The sequence below is a fragment of the Yoonia sp. D2-7 genome, from assembly GCF_055809435.1.
On the sequence record NZ_CM147912.1, the window covers coordinates 2044945 to 2062422 of the forward strand.

18 protein-coding genes are annotated in these 17478 nt (G+C 55.6%); 9 read left to right on the forward strand and 9 right to left on the reverse strand.

Translation table 11 applies throughout. The annotated features are described in order from the left end of the window. Positions 1-18 precede the first annotated feature (18 nt). Genes cobA through AC0L7R_RS09995 form a run of 3 tightly spaced genes read left to right on the forward strand, consistent with a single transcriptional unit; the run spans position 19 to position 3452 of the window. Positions 19-870: a uroporphyrinogen-III C-methyltransferase gene (cobA, locus tag AC0L7R_RS09985; protein ID WP_473656714.1), complete on the forward strand. Its 852-nt coding sequence runs from the start codon at positions 19-21 to the stop codon at positions 868-870. 42 nt (positions 871-912) lie between these two features. Further along, positions 913-2169 (forward strand): cobyrinate a,c-diamide synthase, encoded by a 1257-nt coding sequence (locus AC0L7R_RS09990; protein WP_473656715.1) that lies wholly within the window; start codon positions 913-915, stop codon positions 2167-2169. 44 nt (positions 2170-2213) lie between these two features. Beyond that, a complete protein-coding gene (locus tag AC0L7R_RS09995) occupies positions 2214-3452 on the forward strand; it encodes an MFS transporter (protein ID WP_473656716.1) in 1239 nt (412 codons plus the stop codon). Here AC0L7R_RS09995 and AC0L7R_RS10000 read toward each other — a convergent pair whose 3' ends face one another. From AC0L7R_RS10000 to cysS, 3 genes are read right to left on the reverse strand one after another with little or no spacing between them, the layout of a single operon-like run. Further along, complete coding sequence (locus tag AC0L7R_RS10000; RefSeq protein ID WP_473656718.1) at positions 3453-4223, reverse strand: squalene/phytoene synthase family protein; 771 nt, start codon at positions 4221-4223, stop codon at positions 3453-3455. A gap of 35 nt (positions 4224-4258) precedes the next feature. Beyond that, positions 4259-5875: a citramalate synthase gene (gene cimA / locus AC0L7R_RS10005; RefSeq protein WP_473656719.1), complete on the reverse strand. Its 1617-nt coding sequence runs from the start codon at positions 5873-5875 to the stop codon at positions 4259-4261. A 39-nt stretch (positions 5876-5914) separates the two neighbouring features. Further along, positions 5915-7297, reverse strand: a complete 1383-nt coding sequence (gene cysS, locus AC0L7R_RS10010; RefSeq protein ID WP_473656720.1) for a cysteine--tRNA ligase — start codon at positions 7295-7297, stop codon at positions 5915-5917. Between the two features lie 228 nt (positions 7298-7525). On the opposite strand from cysS, the gene AC0L7R_RS10015 reads away from it, so the two are divergent. Next, positions 7526-7855 (forward strand): MmcQ/YjbR family DNA-binding protein, encoded by a 330-nt coding sequence (locus AC0L7R_RS10015; RefSeq protein ID WP_473656721.1) that lies wholly within the window; start codon positions 7526-7528, stop codon positions 7853-7855. 46 nt (positions 7856-7901) lie between these two features. Here the strand turns inward: AC0L7R_RS10015 and AC0L7R_RS10020 are convergent, their stop codons facing one another. From AC0L7R_RS10020 to AC0L7R_RS10035, 4 genes are all read right to left on the reverse strand, one after another. Further along, the gene (locus AC0L7R_RS10020; RefSeq protein WP_473656723.1) at positions 7902-9143 is read right to left on the reverse strand and encodes a saccharopine dehydrogenase NADP-binding domain-containing protein; all 1242 of its coding nucleotides are present in this window, start codon (positions 9141-9143) and stop codon (positions 7902-7904) included. 29 nt (positions 9144-9172) lie between these two features. Further along, entirely contained in the window at positions 9173-10267 is a 1095-nt protein-coding gene (locus AC0L7R_RS10025) for a carboxynorspermidine decarboxylase (RefSeq protein WP_473660390.1), read from the reverse strand. 202 nt (positions 10268-10469) lie between these two features. Beyond that, positions 10470-10859 (reverse strand): VOC family protein, encoded by a 390-nt coding sequence (locus tag AC0L7R_RS10030; RefSeq protein WP_473656724.1) that lies wholly within the window; start codon positions 10857-10859, stop codon positions 10470-10472. Then, positions 10856-11011, reverse strand: a complete 156-nt coding sequence (locus tag AC0L7R_RS10035) for a hypothetical protein (protein WP_247127048.1) — start codon at positions 11009-11011, stop codon at positions 10856-10858. The genes AC0L7R_RS10030 and AC0L7R_RS10035 overlap by 4 nt, the downstream gene beginning before the upstream one ends. A gap of 74 nt (positions 11012-11085) precedes the next feature. Here AC0L7R_RS10035 and soxR point away from each other — a divergent pair, with 74 nt between their 5' ends. The 4 genes from soxR to AC0L7R_RS10055 are packed head-to-tail and all read left to right on the forward strand — an operon-like array spanning position 11086 to position 13793. Further along, on the forward strand, positions 11086-11541 hold the full coding sequence (soxR, locus tag AC0L7R_RS10040) for a redox-sensitive transcriptional activator SoxR (protein ID WP_473656726.1): 456 nt from the start codon (positions 11086-11088) through the stop codon (positions 11539-11541). A 32-nt stretch (positions 11542-11573) separates the two neighbouring features. Further along, entirely contained in the window at positions 11574-12752 is a 1179-nt protein-coding gene (locus tag AC0L7R_RS10045) for an aminotransferase class I/II-fold pyridoxal phosphate-dependent enzyme (protein WP_473656727.1), read from the forward strand. Positions 12753-12809: 57 nt separating this feature from the next. Further along, complete coding sequence (locus AC0L7R_RS10050) at positions 12810-13625, forward strand: isocitrate lyase/phosphoenolpyruvate mutase family protein (protein ID WP_473656729.1); 816 nt, start codon at positions 12810-12812, stop codon at positions 13623-13625. Between the two features lie 3 nt (positions 13626-13628). Then, entirely contained in the window at positions 13629-13793 is a 165-nt protein-coding gene (locus AC0L7R_RS10055; RefSeq protein ID WP_473656730.1) for a hypothetical protein, read from the forward strand. On the opposite strand, the gene AC0L7R_RS10060 is transcribed toward AC0L7R_RS10055, so the two are convergent. Next, positions 13779-14378 carry an outer membrane beta-barrel protein gene (locus AC0L7R_RS10060; protein WP_473656732.1) on the reverse strand — a complete coding sequence of 200 codons (600 nt, stop codon included), beginning with the start codon at positions 14376-14378 and terminating at the stop codon, positions 13779-13781. The two genes, AC0L7R_RS10055 and AC0L7R_RS10060, sit on opposite strands and share 15 nt — an antisense overlap. 365 nt (positions 14379-14743) lie before the next feature. Between AC0L7R_RS10060 and AC0L7R_RS10065 the strand changes: the two genes are divergently transcribed. Continuing rightward, positions 14744-16309, forward strand: a complete 1566-nt coding sequence (locus AC0L7R_RS10065) for a trimethylamine methyltransferase family protein (RefSeq protein WP_473656734.1) — start codon at positions 14744-14746, stop codon at positions 16307-16309. Between the two features lie 48 nt (positions 16310-16357). On the opposite strand, the gene AC0L7R_RS10070 is transcribed toward AC0L7R_RS10065, so the two are convergent. Beyond that, positions 16358-17461, reverse strand: a complete 1104-nt coding sequence (locus tag AC0L7R_RS10070) for an anhydro-N-acetylmuramic acid kinase (protein ID WP_473656736.1) — start codon at positions 17459-17461, stop codon at positions 16358-16360. Positions 17462-17478 lie beyond the last annotated feature (17 nt).

A 17478-nucleotide genomic window follows, 5' to 3' on the forward strand; every position in this document is an offset into this window, starting at 1 on the left:
GCGCGGCATAAGCAAAGCATGACTACTGACGTCCCCCTTCCCGCCCACGCATGGCCGCAACTGGAACCCGGTTGGGTCTGGCTTTGTGGCGCAGGTCCCGGTGATCCGGGGCTGTTGACATTGCATGCCGTGAACGCACTGCGGCAAGCGGACGTGGTGATTTATGACGCACTGGTTCAGGAAGCGATCCTTGAATGGGCTCCGCAAGCCGAACACATTTACGCGGGCAAACGCGGCGGCAAACCATCTGCAAAGCAACGCGATATTTCACTGCGCTTGGTCGATCTGGCGCGCGAAGGCAAACGCGTACTGCGTCTTAAAGGCGGCGACCCCTTTGTTTTCGGACGTGGCGGCGAAGAAGCGCAAACGCTCGTCCAACATGACGTGCCCGTTCGGATCATTCCCGGCATTTCAGCCGGCATCGGGGGATTGGCCTACGCAGGCATTCCCGTCACGCACCGCGATGTGAACCAATCCGTCACCTTTATCACCGGCCACGACCAATCAGGCAACGCGACGGGATCCTTAAATTGGCAAGCGATCAGTGACGGATCGCAGGTACTCGTCATCTATATGGGCATGAAACACATCGCCCAGATTAGCAGCAAACTGATCGCAGCAGGCCGCCCATTATCCGAACCAGTCGCGGTTGTCACAACTGCAACGACTGACGAACAACGGGTGCTCGAAACCACGCTGGGCACAATTGTCGATGACATCGCAGATGCTGGGATGGAACCGCCAGCGATCATCTGCGTCGGGTCATCAGTTCTGATGCGTCAGGTTCTTGATTGGCAAGGCATGGCGGCAGGTGAACCGCCACGCAACCTCGACCCTTTGGGACGCGGGCGGCCAGCCGAGTCGGCATGATCAGGTGACGACAAGTTTTCGCGAAGAATCGGAGCGGGCGACGTGAGTTTTCTGATAGCAGCGCCAGCATCCGGATCGGGTAAGACGACTGTCACCTTAGGCCTACTCCGAGCATTGGCTCAAGACAGCGTAGCGTTGCGCGGTGCGAAATCTGGCCCCGACTATATCGACCCGCGCTTTCACGAAGCGGCCTGCGGTCAACCTTGTCTAAACCTAGACGCATGGGCAATGTCGCCAGACCGGATCAAATCGCTCGCCGCAGGATCGCCTTTGATTGTCGAAGGTGCAATGGGGCTGTTTGACGGCGCGCCGCCGGATGGCAAAGGCGCTTGTGCGGACCTCGCCCGCCTGTTGTCATTGCCAGTGGTTCTGGTTGTAGACGCATCGCGTATGGCCCAGTCCATCGCGCCGATCGTAAAGGGTTTCGCGTCGCACGATCCTGCCGTCAACATCGCTGGCGTCATCCTGAACAAAGTTGGATCAGACCGTCATGCACTGATGCTTTGCGACGCATTGGCCCCGACCAATATCCCGGTTATTGGCTGCATTCCACGTGATCCAAGCCTCATACAACCTTCCCGACATCTTGGTCTGGTACAAGCACAAGAACGACCCGATCTAGAAGCCTTCCTATCCCGCGCCGCTGACACAATGCGGGCCAATCTCGATTTACAGCTCTTGCCGGACCTGATCACTATTGGCTCACCCCAAACGCGTCCGGCCATCGCCCCGCCGGCCCAATCCATTGCTATCGCCCAAGATGCAGCATTTGCTTTTGCTTACCCACATTTGCTTGCCGACTGGCAGGCAGCGGGTGCAACGATCAGCACCTTCTCACCCCTTGCGGATGAAGCAGTTCCACAAGCTGATCTGATCTATCTGCCGGGTGGTTATCCGGAACTCCATGCAGGTCAAATCGCAGCTAATACGACGTTCATTCAAAGCCTGAGAAACGCCGCGCAAACATCTGATGTTTATGGTGAATGCGGTGGATACATGACGCTTGGCGAAACACTAACTGATGCCCAAGGGACGTCCCATCGCATGGCTGGACTGCTTCCACTAGAGACGTCTTTTGCCACCAGAAAACTGCACCTCGGCTACCGTTCAATCCAATCGAAGACAGGACCATTTCAGGGACGTTGGAAAGCGCATGAATTCCACTATGCGACCACCATCGCAGCCAAGGGCGATCCTCTTTTCACCGCCCAAGACGCGACCGGTGCAGACCTTCCAGACATGGGGCTTGTTCGGGGCCGTGTGTCTGGTTCTTTTGCGCATATCATTGACCAAGGCTGATTTCGCGATGGACACGCCCTAGCCCGAGGTCTACCGATTGGCACATGACCGATATTTCCGATAGCCGCGCCAAACGTAACGTTGCTGTGCTTGTGATCGCGCAGGCGATTCTGGGCGCACAGATGCCAATGATCTTTGTGGTTGGGGGGCTTGCGGGCAGCATGCTCACGACAAACCCGTGTCTGGCCACGTTACCGATTTCATTTATCGTTTTCGGATCAATGACCACAGCGCCGTGGATTTCGCCGCTGATGCAGTCGCGCGGCCGTCGGTTCGGATTTATGGTCGGGGCAATCGGTGGGGCTGCTGGGGCAGCGATTGCGGCCTATGGGCTCTATAGCCAGTCCTTCCTGATCTTGTTAATCGGATCCTATCTGACCGGCATCTACATGTCTGCGCAGGGTTTTTATCGGTTTGCGGCAGCGGATTCCGCCTCTGACAGCTTCCGACCCAAAGCGATTTCTTACGTGATGGCAGGTGGTTTGATGTCAGCGATCTTCGGGCCGCAGTTGAACAAACTTGTTGGGGAACTGTTCGTCATTCCGTTCCTTGGCACATACATCGCCATCATTTTCTTGAACCTCTTCGGGATGGTTCTGTTCTTCGGGCTCGACCTACCTAAAGGTACGAAAAACGCACCGCAACAAGCTGGTCCAACAGGCCGTACGCGTCGCGAATTGCTGCGTGATCCGCGTATCGTTGTCGCGATCATCTGCGCCATGGTCAGCTACGCATTGATGAACCTTGTGATGACGTCCACGCCGCTGGCCGTCGTTGGTTGTGGGTTCACGGCGGCAGACGCCAACGACATCGTATCGGCGCATGTCTTGGCGATGTTCGCACCATCCTTCTTCACAGGCCACTTGATTGCCCGCTTCGGTGTCGAAAAGATCATCGGGCTTGGTTTAATCATTCTTGCAGGCGCGGGTGCCGCGTCCTTGTTCGGGATCGAAGTTGGCGGCGGCGACCCCGCACTGTGGAGCTTTTACGCGGGTCTTATCCTTCTTGGCCTTGGATGGAACTTTGGGTTCATTGGGGCCACGACAATGCTGACAGCGACCCATCGGCCAGAAGAACGCGGTGTCGTGCAAGGGATGAACGACATGCTCGTCTTCGGCTTTGTGACCATCGCATCACTGGCATCCGGTGGCCTGATGAACTGTTCGGGCGGGACAGCCGTCGAAGGGTGGACTGCCGTTAACTATGCGATGGTGCCCTTCCTGATCTTGGCAGGCGGATCGCTTGTTTGGTTGGCACTGCGCGGCGGCAGAGCCGAGACCTAATTACCAGCGGTTCAACACAGCCCGACGCAACAACCCGCCCCGTTTACGGAACTCGGAAACCGCGAGCGTGCCATCCACGACACGCCGCGGATCTGCCACAACCTGCCGTAAAATCGGGGCCGTCAGCCAAGCGGCACGCAACGCGGGCACGGCTGAGCCAAAGGCAACATTGCGATGTTGTGCCAAGGCATCCAAGCCACGCTTGGCCCGCGCGACCAACACATCACTATCCAAATCGTCTGCAGCGGCACGTTTATGACCTATCAAGTCAGGGACCGCACGCATCCACAACGCGATGCCCATTGCTTCACCGACATCTGTGGCCACATCCGACACCACGGCATCCCCACCACAAGCCCGAGCGGTTAAGGCCATCAGATGTCCTGACGTGCGTCGCAAATAGGTGTCCAGATCAAAGCCCACCTGATCAGTGTCGTTCGGATAAATGTCAAACCTGCGGGCCGCGATCATTTCATCCAAAACGGCGGCATCCAATCCCGCCGCGTCAATCAGTGCGGCCAACGGTGCCGCAACTTCATGTGCCCGGACAGCTTTCCCAGCAACGGCATCCCCAACCGTATCGCGCCAGAACTGCAACCGCATTTCCGCGATCATCGGTTCTTGGGTTACAAACGGTGCCTTCGCGATTTCCAAGTTCAGCGCATACAACACAAATAATCCGCCGCGCACATCCGCAGGCGCCGCCATCGCAGCCAAAAACCGTTCGGGATCACCTGCTTCAACAAGTGCCGCACATGCGTTTATCGACATGTCATCGCTTTCATCTGTCCACAGAAAATCAAAACCTAAACTTTCGCGTCACGCACAAGTTTCCAGTTGATCGCATCCAACAGGGCCTCAAATGATGCGTCCACGATGTTGGCAGACACACCAACAGTGGACCAGCGTTTCCCCTGCCCGTCTTCACTGTCAATGATGACGCGGGTCACCGCTTCAGTACCGCCGTTGGTGATCCGGACCTTGAAATCGACCAGACGCATATCATCAATGATATCCTGATAGCGCCCCAGATCTTTGCTCAACGCACGGTTCAAAGCGTTCACAGGGCCCTGATCAGATCCATCGGCACCCAAACTGTCCGAAACATTCAGAACCTTCTGTCCGTCAATCTTCACGACAACAACAGCCTCGGACAACGACACCATGTCGCCGCGCTTGTTCATCCGGCGTTCAACCGTGACGCGGTAGCGTTTGACCTCGAAGAACGATGGCAATTGACCGAGTTCATCACGTGCCAACAATTCAAAGCTGGCCTGCGCGGTATCATAAGAATATCCACGCGCCTCTTGCTCTTTGATCCGGTCAAGAATGCGCGACAGAGCAGGATCACCCTTTTCCACCGTCAGCCCAGCATCCGACAGCCGTTTGCGCAGGTTTGACTGTCCGGCTTGGTTCGACATCGGTACGATGCGGCTATTGCCCACAGTTGCAGGATCGACGTGTTCGTAGGTGGTCGGGTTCTTGAGGATCGCGCTGGCATGTAGTCCAGCCTTATGCGCAAAGGCCGAGGCACCGACAAATGCGGCCTGCTTAGCAGGCACACGGTTCAAGATATCATCCAAGGTGCGCGATACTTTGCGAAGACCCTTCAATGCATCCAACGTCACGCCAGTTTCAAACCGGCTCGCGAATGGTTCCTTCAGCAACAGCGTCGGGATGATCGTCGTCAGGTTCGCATTCCCACAGCGTTCGCCCAAACCGTTCAACGTCCCTTGCACTTGACGGACGCCTGCGAGAACGGCCGCAAGCGATCCTGCGACGGCCTGTTCGGTATCATTATGGGTATGAATGCCGAGCCGATCACCGGGAATACCGCTGGCGATCACATCGGTGACAATTTCAGCGATTTCAGCGGGTTGCGTGCCACCGTTCGTGTCACACAGCACAATCCAGCGGCAGCCCGCGTCATGGGCGGCATGCACGGCACGCAGCGCATAGTCGCGGTCAGCTTTGTAGCCGTCGAAGAAATGCTCAGCGTCAAATAACGCCTCGCGACCTTCCGCCACGAGATGAACAAAACTACCCGTCAGGTTTTCGGTATTTTCGTCCAGCGTAATCCCAAGCGCATCCGTCACATGGAATGCGCTCGACTTACCCACCAGACAAACGGCGGGCGTGCCCGCATTCATCACAGCCGCCAACACATCGTCATTCGCAGCAGAGCGTCCCGCCCGCTTTGTCATCCCGAACGCCGTCATCGTAGCGCGCGTTTTGGGGGCCGCATCGAAAAAGTCGCTGTCAGTCGGGTTTGCGCCGGGCCAACCACCTTCAATATAATCGACACCAAGCCCGTCCAACATTTCAGCAATCTGCTGCTTTTCAGCGGTCGAGAATTGGACGCCTTGGGTCTGCTGACCATCGCGCAGCGTTGTATCGTAAAGGTACAGGCGTTCTTTAGTCATCACGCTTGGCCCCAAAACCTGAATTTCCGCAAAAATTCATCATAGCAACCCCTGAAGTTTCTCTGCGTCAAACCCAACAGCAGGCGTGAGCGAAACGCCTTCCTTTGACATTTTCACCTCAACACCGGCATCGGTCAGTTGCCTCTTCAACGCATCTAATGGTCCGAAGTCTTTGGTTTCCATCGCCTCGGCTCGAATAGCATCGAAGTGTTCAACATAAGCCGATAGATCGACATCATCGCCTGCAGCATCGAGGCGCGTTTGCATGTCCAGAAAACCTAAGAACCCCATGCCAGCTTTCAGCCCTGCAACATCTCCTGCACTAGACAGTTTATGAAGCTCTGCGATTGCGCCAGACGTATTTAGGTCGTCGCTCACCGCCGCAATGACGGCTGATGGGACGCCGCCGATATTGACGTCCCCAATCTGTCCGTACCACTTCCGCAGCGTCTTCTCAGCCTCAACCCGCTTCGCTTCAGTCCAATCCATCGGCTTGCGGTAATGTGTTCCCAACATCACAAAGCGGATCACTTCACCCGGTACACCTTGGTCAAGCAGATCGCGGACCGTAAAGAAGTTGCCCAAAGACTTGGACATTTTCTTGCCTTCAACCTGCAGCATCTCATTATGCAGCCAGTAGTTCGCAAACCCGTGACCCGCGCATTTGGACTGCGCGATCTCATTTTCGTGGTGCGGGAATTGCAGGTCGTTGCCGCCGCCGTGGATGTCAAACTGCGCGCCTAGCAACTCGTACGCCATGGCAGAGCATTCAATGTGCCAGCCCGGACGTCCGCGTCCCCACGGGCTGTCCCAACCGGGTTGATCTTCAATTGAGGGCTTCCAAAGCACAAAATCCATCGGATTGCGTTTATACGGTGCGACCTCAACCCGTGCGCCCGCGATCATGTCATCGACGGAACGGCCCGACAAAGCACCATAGTTTTTGTAGCTCTCAACAGCGAACAGCGCATGGCCTTCAGCCTCGTAAGCGTGGCCCTTCGCAATCAAATCCTCGATCATCGCAATCATCGGCGCAATCCATTGCGTCGCCCGCGGCATGGCGCGTTCGTGGTCAGTCCCCTTGATCGACGGCTGCAATGCTCCGACTGCCGCCATATCATCCAGATACCACTGCGTCGTCTCTGCTGTGATCTCACCAATCGACCGCCCGCTTTCCGCTGCCCGCGCATTGATCTTATCATCGACGTCAGTGAAATTCCGCACGTAGGTCACGTGATCCGCGCCAAATTCATGCCGCAGCAACCGATAAAGCGTATCAAACACAATAGCAGGCCGCGCGTTCCCGAGATGCGCGCGATCATAGACCGTCGGCCCGCAGACATACATCCGCACGTCGTCCTTATCCAAAGGCACAAAGTCCTCTTTGCGGCGGGTCGCGGTGTTGTGCAGTTTGATCGTCATGGTCTTACCTAATCTTGGCCCGAGGGCAGCCCAACGCGGGGCAAACGGTTTTCGCCTGCGGGCTTAACGACTTCAAGGATCAGATGAAACGTGAAAGAGCAGCCCGCGACGGTGTCAGCAGGAAATAATAATACAGCAAATGATGCAGCGTTCGCTCTTCATGTGGTATGGGTAGCAGCGCAGGTGCGTTGCGTCTAGTCTTTCGTCACGCAGCCAAAGGACACGGCCATGACCAGAGACGAGATTGACGCACTTTGCGGAACTCATGCAGGCGCCACGGCATCGGACCCCAGCACCGAATTGGATAGCTGGAAAGTCGGAGGCAAAATGTTCGTGTGTTTCGGGGACCGGATCGACGGGTTCTGCACGAAAACCGACAGCATTGAGACTTCGCAAATGCTGATCGACGCCGGAGCCGCGACAAAGGCCCCCTATTTTCATAAATCTTGGGTGTTGGTGGGGTTTGACGTAGACGCCGAAGAAGCGGCACACCGGATTGCTGTCTCTTACGACATTATCCGCAAGGCACTCCCTAAGAAAGTTCGCGACACCCTTTAGTTTTTGGTGGCGGCCCCAAGATTAGGAACCGCCGCCAAGCTATTGATTAAGTGCCGTTCCACGCCCGATCACCCTGCGCGTCTTTCACGCGTGTTGGCAATCCGATGTCGTCGAGCAACGTGAACAATGGCTTCGGGTCCAATTCTTCAACGTTGACCATCGTACCACTATCGTAGGTCCCGTCTGCAATCAGCATAGCCATCGCAACTGGCGGTACACCTGCGGTGTAGGAAATGCCTTGGCTACCGACTTCGTTATAGGCGTCCTTGTGATCGGCGACGTTATAAACGAACACCTCGACCTCTTTGCCGTCTTTGGTTCCTTTCACCAGATCACCGATGCAGGTTTTGCCGGTGTAATTTGGCGCGAGGCTGGACGGGTCGGGCAGAACGGCCTTCACAACCTTCAACGGCACAACTTCTAGGCCCTCTGCCGTCGTGACGGGCTGTTCGGACAACAGGCCAAGGTTCTGTAGAACGCTGAACACGTTGATGTAGTGATCGCCAAAGCCCATCCAGAACCGGATATCAGCCTGCGGGTAATTCGCAGCCAGCGAATGAACTTCATCGTGGCCGGACATGTAGGCCTTTTGTTTGCCGACGACAGGCAGATCCCATTCGCGGCCCACTTCGAACATCTTGTTTTCCTGCCAGGCGCCTTCCTGCCAGCTGTAAACAGTGCCGGTAAATTCACGGAAATTGATTTCAGGATCGAAGTTGGTCGAGAAATATTTGCCGTGGTTGCCCGCATTAATGTCGACGATATCGATGGATTTCACATCGTCCATGAATTCGTCCACGGCAAAACGGGCAAACGCATTCACCATCCCCGGATCAAAGCCAGCACCCAAGATCGCGGTCACGCCAGCGGCGGCACAATCTTCACGACGTTTCCATTCGTAATTTCCATACCAGGGCGGCGTTTCGCAGATTTTAGTCGGGTCTTCGTGGATCGCTGTGTCGATGTAATCAGCACCCGTCTGGATGCAGGCCTCAAGCACCGTCATGTTCACAAAAGGCGAGCCGACATTAATCACAATCTGCGCGCCCGTGTCTTTGATCAAGGCCACAACAGCAGCGGTATCCATGCCGTTAACTGTGTGGGATTTGAAAACACCGTCCTGTTTCATCGCGGATTTTTCATGCACGCTGGCAATGATCGCGTCACACTTTTCAATGGTCCGACTGGCGATATGCAGATCGCCCAGAACATCGTTATTTTGGGCGCATTTATGCGCGACGACTTGTGCGACGCCACCGGCGCCAATGATCAGGACATTGCGTTTCATGTATCCAAGAGACCTCTTATGATTATGCGTTAGGAAAGGGCTGCAGCGAAATCGCTGTAATCAAAATCACGCACCATTCGTATGGTGCCATCTAGTTCACGGATCGCAATGCTGGGCATTTTGACCCCGTTGAACCAATTCTTCTTGACCATCGTGTAGCCTGCGGCGTCCTGAAACGAAAGCCGATCGCCGGCTTTCAGTGGTGCATCAAAACGGAACTCTCCGAAGATATCGCCCGCTAAACAGGATTTCCCGCAGATCATCCATTCCTCTGGCCCCGTGTCAGGGCTGATCTTGGCCGGCTCGCGGTAGATCAAGAGGTCCAGCATATGCGCCTCGATTGAACTATCAACGATGGCAAGGTTCTTGCCGTTGTGCATCGTATCGAGAACCGTGACCTCAAGTGTAGCCGCCCCCGTGATCGCCGCTTCACCTGGTTCGAGGTAGACTAGGATGCCGAAAGTTTCCGAAAATTGTTTCAGTCGCGCGGCCAGCTTTTCAAGCGGATAGCCTTCACCCGTAAAGTGGATTCCACCGCCCAAGCTGACCCAATCCATCTTATGGATCACATCGCCGAAACGATCCTCGATAAGGGTGAGCATCTCGTCAAAACGATCATAGCTGTCGTTTTCGCAATTGTTGTGAAACATCAGACCGCTGATCTGATCCGCCACCGCGTCAATCGCGGCAGGGTCATGTTCGCCCAGACGGCTGAAAGGCCGTGCGGGGTCGGCCAAGTCAAAATCAGACGTAGATACCCCCGGGTTCACACGCAGACCTCGGATATGTCCTTGTGACGCGTCCGCGAATTTGTTCAATTGCCCGATAGAGTTGAAGATAATCTTGTCAGAACACTCCAAAACCTGTCCGATTTCGTGATCCGCATAGGCCACAGAATAGGCATGGGTTTCACCCGCAAACTTTTCGCGCCCCAAACGGACTTCATACAAGGACGATGACGTCGATCCATCCATATATTCGGACATGAAATCGAACACCGACCACGTGGCGAAACACTTTAGTGCCAACAGACACTTTACGCCCGACGCTTCGCGCAACCACGCGATTTTTTCCATGTTCGGCAAAAGCCGTGATTTGTCGATCAAGTAATAAGGTGTTTGCACAGCGTGATCTTTCAGATGCGCCGCACATGCGGCTTGGGCCATGAACAATTGAAGCCGTTGATCCGCGCAAACATGGTGCACAATCCAGCGGTTTCAAGTCTTCAAGCTCCGTCGCAAATTTGGTGCGACGATGCAATCCAAAACACCACGATAGACGGGCGGGGACTATAGCGCATCCTTCCCGTCTACCGTTTGGTGCTGATCAAGCGTAGCAGATCACTTCGATTTCAATGTTGTTTTCATCCGTGAAATAGAACCTGCGGCCCGGCTCATAATCGGCGTGACTTGTTGGGGTATAACCAAGGTCTTTGACACGCGTCTCGACCGCATCCAGATCATCCACGACCACACCAATGTGGTTCAAACCCGATAGCCGGTTATAGCTGCGCCCTTCCAAGGGCGTAGGGCTGTTCGTACTGCCCGTATACAGCGCCAGATATGTGCGTTCCGTCCCGACATGCACAGTGTAACCTTCGCCCGCCATTGCTTCACCTTCCCAACGGATTTCCCATCCGAAAAGCGTATTCAGAACTCCGGCCATCTTCGTAGGGTCCGCCACAGTCACGTTGATATGTTCAAGTTCAGCCATCATTTTTCTCCGGATTTTTTGGATGTGTTTGGGGTTGGCATCGTGATCATGACAGTTCCTGATTGGGCATCGTGATCCCAGCCGAATTGATCGCGCGACAGTGCCGATACGCCTGCGCCTAAAACGACATGCCTACGTGCAAATGGGTTTCTCATGAATATTCCTCTTGGATTCGTTTGATAAATCCTTTTTCATTTCTCAAGTTAACTTGAGTTCAAGGATTATTTTCATGGCTACCAACTTCTCCCAAGGGCTAACGATAGGCGATCTTGCTGATCGTACGGGCCTTGCCGTGTCAGCGATCCGGTTCTACGAAACCCACGGCATCGTCCATCCCGTCCGTAACGCAGGAGGACACAGACGTTACGGCCGACACGATCTGCGCCGGCTATCATTCGCCATGGCGGCCCAAAGGCTTGGGTTCGCGCTGGGCAAGATTGCGGAGCTACTGGCCGACCTCCCCGATCACAAAGCCCCCACAAAGCGTGATTGGACCCGTATTTCAAACGGATTTCGCGCGGATATCGAAGCGCGGATCGCTGCCCTCGAAGACATGCGCGACAAGTTGGATGGGTGTATTGGTTGCGGCTGTTTGAGCCTCAAATCCTGCCAGCTTTACAACCCCGCCGATGTGAAAGGTGAAGATGGAACCGGGCCGCGGAATTTGATCGCTACAACGGATTGACTTTGGTCTGTTGCTTATGGCCCTGTGCGGACATGAAAGTATCAAACAGATTAAACACCATTAATGGTGATGGCGACGACGGTTGGGGGCTCTTCTACCGGTCGCGCAAAATGATTACGGACGGCGTCAAAGTCACGGAATTGACGATCGGCGAACACGACATTCGCACCGACAGAAGCATCCTTGATGCGATGCATGCCTCTGCGGTTGGAGGACATACAGGCTATGCGATGATTCCCGGCACGGATGCGTTGCGCGATGCCGTTGCCGATCGCATTCAGACGCGGACAAGTGTTCCTACAACGCGTGATAACGTCATGATCACACCAGGTGGTCAGTCGGCGCTTTATGCGACACATCTGGCCGCCCTCGATGCGGGCGACACGGCCCTTTTCATCGACCCACATTACGCCACTTATCCCGGCACGGTACGCGGTGTTGGCGGTGTACCAGTCGCCCTAAAGGCATCGCCGGATAACGATTTCCAGCCGCAAATCGATGAACTGGCCGCTGCCGCCACTGATCCACGTGCCAAGTCGTTGCTGATTAATACCCCAAACAATCCAACGGGCGTCGTCTATAGCCAGGAAACGCTCAACGGGATCGCGCAGGTGTGCAAAGATCACGACTTGTGGCTGATTTCAGACGAAGTCTACGACACCCAAGTTTGGGACGGCGAACATATCTCGCCACGGACCCTGCCTGATATGGCGGAACGGACGATGGTCGTGGGGTCTATGTCAAAAAGCCATGCTATGACGGGCAGTCGTGTGGGCTGGATCTGCGCACCTGCGGATATGATCACCCACCTCATCAATTTGGCGACCAACACCAACTATGGTGTCCCCGGATTCATCCAAGATGCTGCCCTGTTTGCGCTGAATGCAGGTGACGCGTTGGAGGCACAGGTCGCAGCCCCGTTTGAGCGCCGCCGCGCGTTGACGTTGCAGGCACTTGAAGGTCAGAATGTGGTGCGGGCCGTTCCCGCGCAAGGTGCGATGTACGTGATGCTGGATATTCGGGCCACGGGAAAAAGCAGCTGCGATTTCGCCAACGCGTTGCTGGACGAAGAACTTATCGCTGTAATGCCCGGGGAAAGTTTTGGATCAGCCGCCGCAGGCCATATCCGAGTCGCGATGACAATTGATGATGACGCCTATGTGGATGCGATCAATCGGCTTGTTGCATTTGCGAAGGCATGCATAACTTAAACGGCGCTGGGCTTTAAACATGTCGCGTGGCGCTGTCTCTCACCGAAAGGACAGACCATGACCGATATCGGAGCCCAGTTCCGCGCCCTCCACGTTCCCGGCCACCCCTTTATCCTCGCAAATGCATGGGACATTGGATCAGCCAGAATGCTTGCCGCGCTTGGCGCGCAGGCCTTGGCGACGTCATCTGCCGCACATGCCTTTACGCTGGGCAAACCGGATGGCGGCACACTGACACGGGACGTTGCATTGGCCCACGCGCAAGACATTGTGGCGGCTACACCATTGCCGGTGCAGGGCGATTTTGAAAATGGCTTTGGCGACGATCCAGAGACATGTGCCGAAACAGTTAGACTTGCTGCCGAAGTCGGACTGGCGGGCATCTGTATTGAAGACATCGCGCTTCCATCGGATGACGCCTACGATTTTGACCTATCCGTCGAACGGATCAAAGCCGCAACTGCAGCTGCACGGGCATTGCCTAACGATTTTGTTCTGACCGCGCGGGCCGACGGGATCTTGCGCGGTGTATACGACAACGACGAAGCAATCCGCAGGTTACAGGCCTACGAGGCTGCCGGCGCAGATTGTCTCTATGCACCGATGCCCAAAACAATCGATGATCTCGCGAAACTGACCCAAGCTGTGTCGGCACCCGTTAACGCATTGATCGCGGGACCATACACCCAATCTGACGTCGCGAGTTTCGCGAAGCTGAACGTGGCACGACTTTCTCTTGGCTCAACACTCGCGCGGATCACACATCGTGCGATCTATGATGCGGCCAAAGAGATGTTCGAAGATGGCGGGTTTACCTTGCTTGGCAAGGGGATCAGCAGCGATAAGGTAGATGCGTTGCTATCAAAGGCATAGGTGATGCGCCTGATGTATTCTGGGTGGGATCGGCGCAGGTACCGCGGCGATCCAATTCAAAGAAACGCTCTAGAGAAAACAAATTTCAAGGCGGCCAATCAAAAGGCGACGGCGCCACCGAAAAATGGTGACGCCGCCGAATTTTTGATGGTCTTAGAAGTTGTATGACACGCGCAGACCAACTGTGTCGGCAGTGATATCCGCGCCGCCGTTAAAGTCTTCGAACTCGTGACGCAGCACCTCACCACCAACTGTAAAGCTGTCTGACAAAGCGTAATCGACACCAAGACCATAGAAATAGCCGTTGTCTTCGTCACCATTTACTGTGGCTTGCGCTACACCTGCGGTGACGTACGGCAAATATGCACCGGCGTCGTAACCAGCGCGAACTTTGGCACGCAGAACCTGTTCAAGTTCAAGACCTGTCGCGTCATTCACGAAATCGTCTGTGCCTACGGCTTCCAATTCGGCACCCAAGACAACGTTGCCCATGTCATAGTTATAACCGATGTGACCACCAAAGGTCGTGCCTTCGAAATCGCCAGTCACGCCGTCTGCATCGACGTCACCGTAACCCAAAGACAGACCGCCGTAAGCGCCTGACCAGTCGTTTCCGTAGGACACAGGTGCCGCAACGGCGACTGGTGCTGGGGCTGCAGCAGCTACTGGTTCAGCAAGGCCACCGGCCGTCGCGAATGAACCCGCAACAGCCAATGGGGCAGCGATCAAAGCAGTTGTAAGTGTACGTTTCATAATCATTCTCCGTTCGTGAGTGTGTGTCGTTGTGGTCTGACAACTGGTCACTTCGGTATTGGTTCAGATTTTTTTAAGGGGTCTCACAACTGTGTGAAAAAGCGCGATCAAAACGCGCTGAAAATCGCTGATCTCACAAAAAGCCGCGCACCATGCGCCAAACACGACATGTCGTCGCATTTGGAATAGACCCTAACGTTTTTTGCGCAAAACTAACGCATAGGGAGGCGCAATGACGCAGCATCGGCCAAAATACGTGAGGGTAGCCCGTACAATCGGGGCACGCCGCGGTCGCGCAGCGCGAGGGCGTCCGAATTTGGACTGATCATCCAAATTCAATTTCCAAACTGCGAAAGATCAAACCCATGAACGATGAATCAACAGCACCACGCCGCGGTCGCCCTGCCCGCAGCGGTGGTCGTGCAGCACGTCACGCTATGCGGGCGGCCCCGCTCACACGCGACAAGCAGCCCATCAAAGCCGGCATGTCCGGTGGGACCTACAATCCTTTGTCGCAACAAGACATGGAACGCATTTACGAGGCGGCATTGGTCGCCTTGGAACAGATCGGGCTATGCGATGCCCCCGAGAGCGGCGTTGCTATCATGACTGCCGCGGGTGCGACCCTAGGCGAAGACGGGCGACTGCGGTTCCCACGGCCCTTGGTGAAGAAAATGCTTGGGTTGGCGCAAAAGGATATCACGCTACACGCCCGCGATCCGCAGTATGACCTGCACCTCAGCGGTACAAAGGTCCATTACGGGACTGCTGGGGCCGCCGTGCACATGGTCGATGTTCTAGGCCGGAACTATCGGGAAAGCACCCTGCAAGACCTGCACGACGCAGGCCGTATCGTTCAGGAATTGGACAATATCCACTTTCTGCAACGGCCGATGGTCGCCCGCGATGTTCCAGACAATCGCGAAATGGACCTAAACACGATCTATGCCTGTTGCAGTGGCACATCAAAACACGTCGGAACGTCATTTACGGAACCGGATTTCGTCGCGGATGCACTGGAAATGCTCGCGATGATGGCTGGCGGTGAGGACAAATGGCGGGAAAGACCCTTTGTCCTGAATTCCAACTGCTTCGTTGTCCCACCTATGAAATTCGCCACAGAATCCTGCCAAGTGATGGAACATTGCATCGCGGGCGGGATGCCTGTGTTGCTGCTTTCGGCAGGCCAAGCTGGTGCCACGGCCCCTGCCCCGATTGCGGGTGCTATTGTCCAAGCAGTCGCCGAATGTCTTGCTGGAGTGGTCTATGTCAATGCAATCAAACCGGGCCATCCGGCGGTCTTCGGCACATGGCCGTTTGTGTCTGATCTGCGGACGGGTGCGATGTCTGGTGGGTCGGGCGAACAGGCTTTACTGACTGCGGGCTGTGCCCAAATGCACCGTTTTCTGGGTGTGCCGGGCGGCGCTGCCGCAGGGATCGCAGACGCGAAGTTACCAGATATGCAGGCGGGTTGGGAACAGATGTGCTCCAACGTCATGGCGGGTCTGTCCGGCCTCAACATGGTTTATGAGGCCGCAGGGATGCACGCTTCCCTGCTAGGGTTTTGCTTTGAATCGCTCATCCTTGGTGATGATCTACTGGGTCAAGCAATGCGCTGTGTCCGTGGGATCGAAGTCACCGACGAAACACTTGGCTTCGCGACGATGAATGATGTTTGCCTGAACGGCCCAGGTCATTACCTTGGCTCTGATCAAACGCTCGGTTTGATGGAGACCGAATATGTCTATCCCGTTGTCGCTGACCGCACCTCACCCAAAGAATGGGCTGAAAAAGATAAACCCGATTTGATCGCACAGGCCATCGCCCGCAAAGAAAGCATCCTGAGCAAACCGTCAGCAGTTGCGTTCCCTGCGGATGTTGATGCGGCAATTCGGGCGCGGTTTAACATCCATCTGTCGCCAGTCGGCTAAATGATGTTGGGGGGCGGTGCCCCCCGCTTCGCTCCCGCCGAGGTATTTCTAACCAAAAGAAGACGGGCATGACAGCGTGCCGCCTGATACGGCCGCTTTGACGCCTGTTGTGTTCTGGCACGACGTCGGCAATCCGCGCGCCACGCGCACGGCCAAATACGCAAAAGCCTGCGCTTCGAGCATATCGCCATCCAGCCCCACGTCTTCGACTGGGATCACCGCGCAGTCCAAGCTGGCAGCGAGCATCGCCATCAAGGTCGGATTGCGCCGACCGCCGCCCGTCACAAGAACGCGCTTCGGCGGCGCTGGGCAATGGCTGGTGCTATGCGCCACGCTCATCGCTGCGGCAGCGGTCAAAGTTGCCGCGGCATCCGCGTCAGACAAATCCGCGACCTTTGCTGTCAAATCAGCAAAGTCATCGCGATCGAGTGATTTTGGCGGTATTTTGTAAAAATACGGGTGGTTCAGGAACTGTTCGATGATGCTTTCGTCAACCACGCCGCTTTGTGCCAATTTGCCGTCTACATCACAGGTTTCGCCGCGTCGTGTTTGCATCAAATCATTCAGCGGGGCATTCGCCGGACCGGTATCGAAGGCCAACAAAGCCCCATCAGCATGTGGCTCCTTCACGGCAGGATCAATCCACGTCAGATTTCCAACGCCTCCGAGGTTCAGAAACACGAGTGGCTCGGTTGCTTTGATGTACTGGGCGAGTGCGAAATGAAAGAACGGGGCCAACGGTGCCCCTTCGCCGCCAAGTCGCACATCCGCACTACGGAAATCCCACACGACGGGTTTGTTCAAAACCTCAGCCAATACCGCACCATCCCCGCATTGATGGGTGCCGCGCCCGTGTGGATCATGGGCCAGTGTCTGACCATGAAATCCGACCAACTCTGCATCCTGAAAGTCGTGCAGCACTTGCGCATGCGTCGTCTCGATCAGTTCCGCCACAGCATCGACGTCATCGTCTTGCCACTTCCCTAACGCCGCTTTGAGCACGGACCGTTCAGCATCAGTGTACGCCCTATAAGCAACGGGTCCGAATGCAGCAATCGAAACCCCGTCGGTCACGATTTCCGCAGCATCCACCCCATCAAGTGATGTCCCAGACATCGCCCCAACCGACCTGATCGGCCCTGACTTCAACATGTGCTTTCCCTACCCGA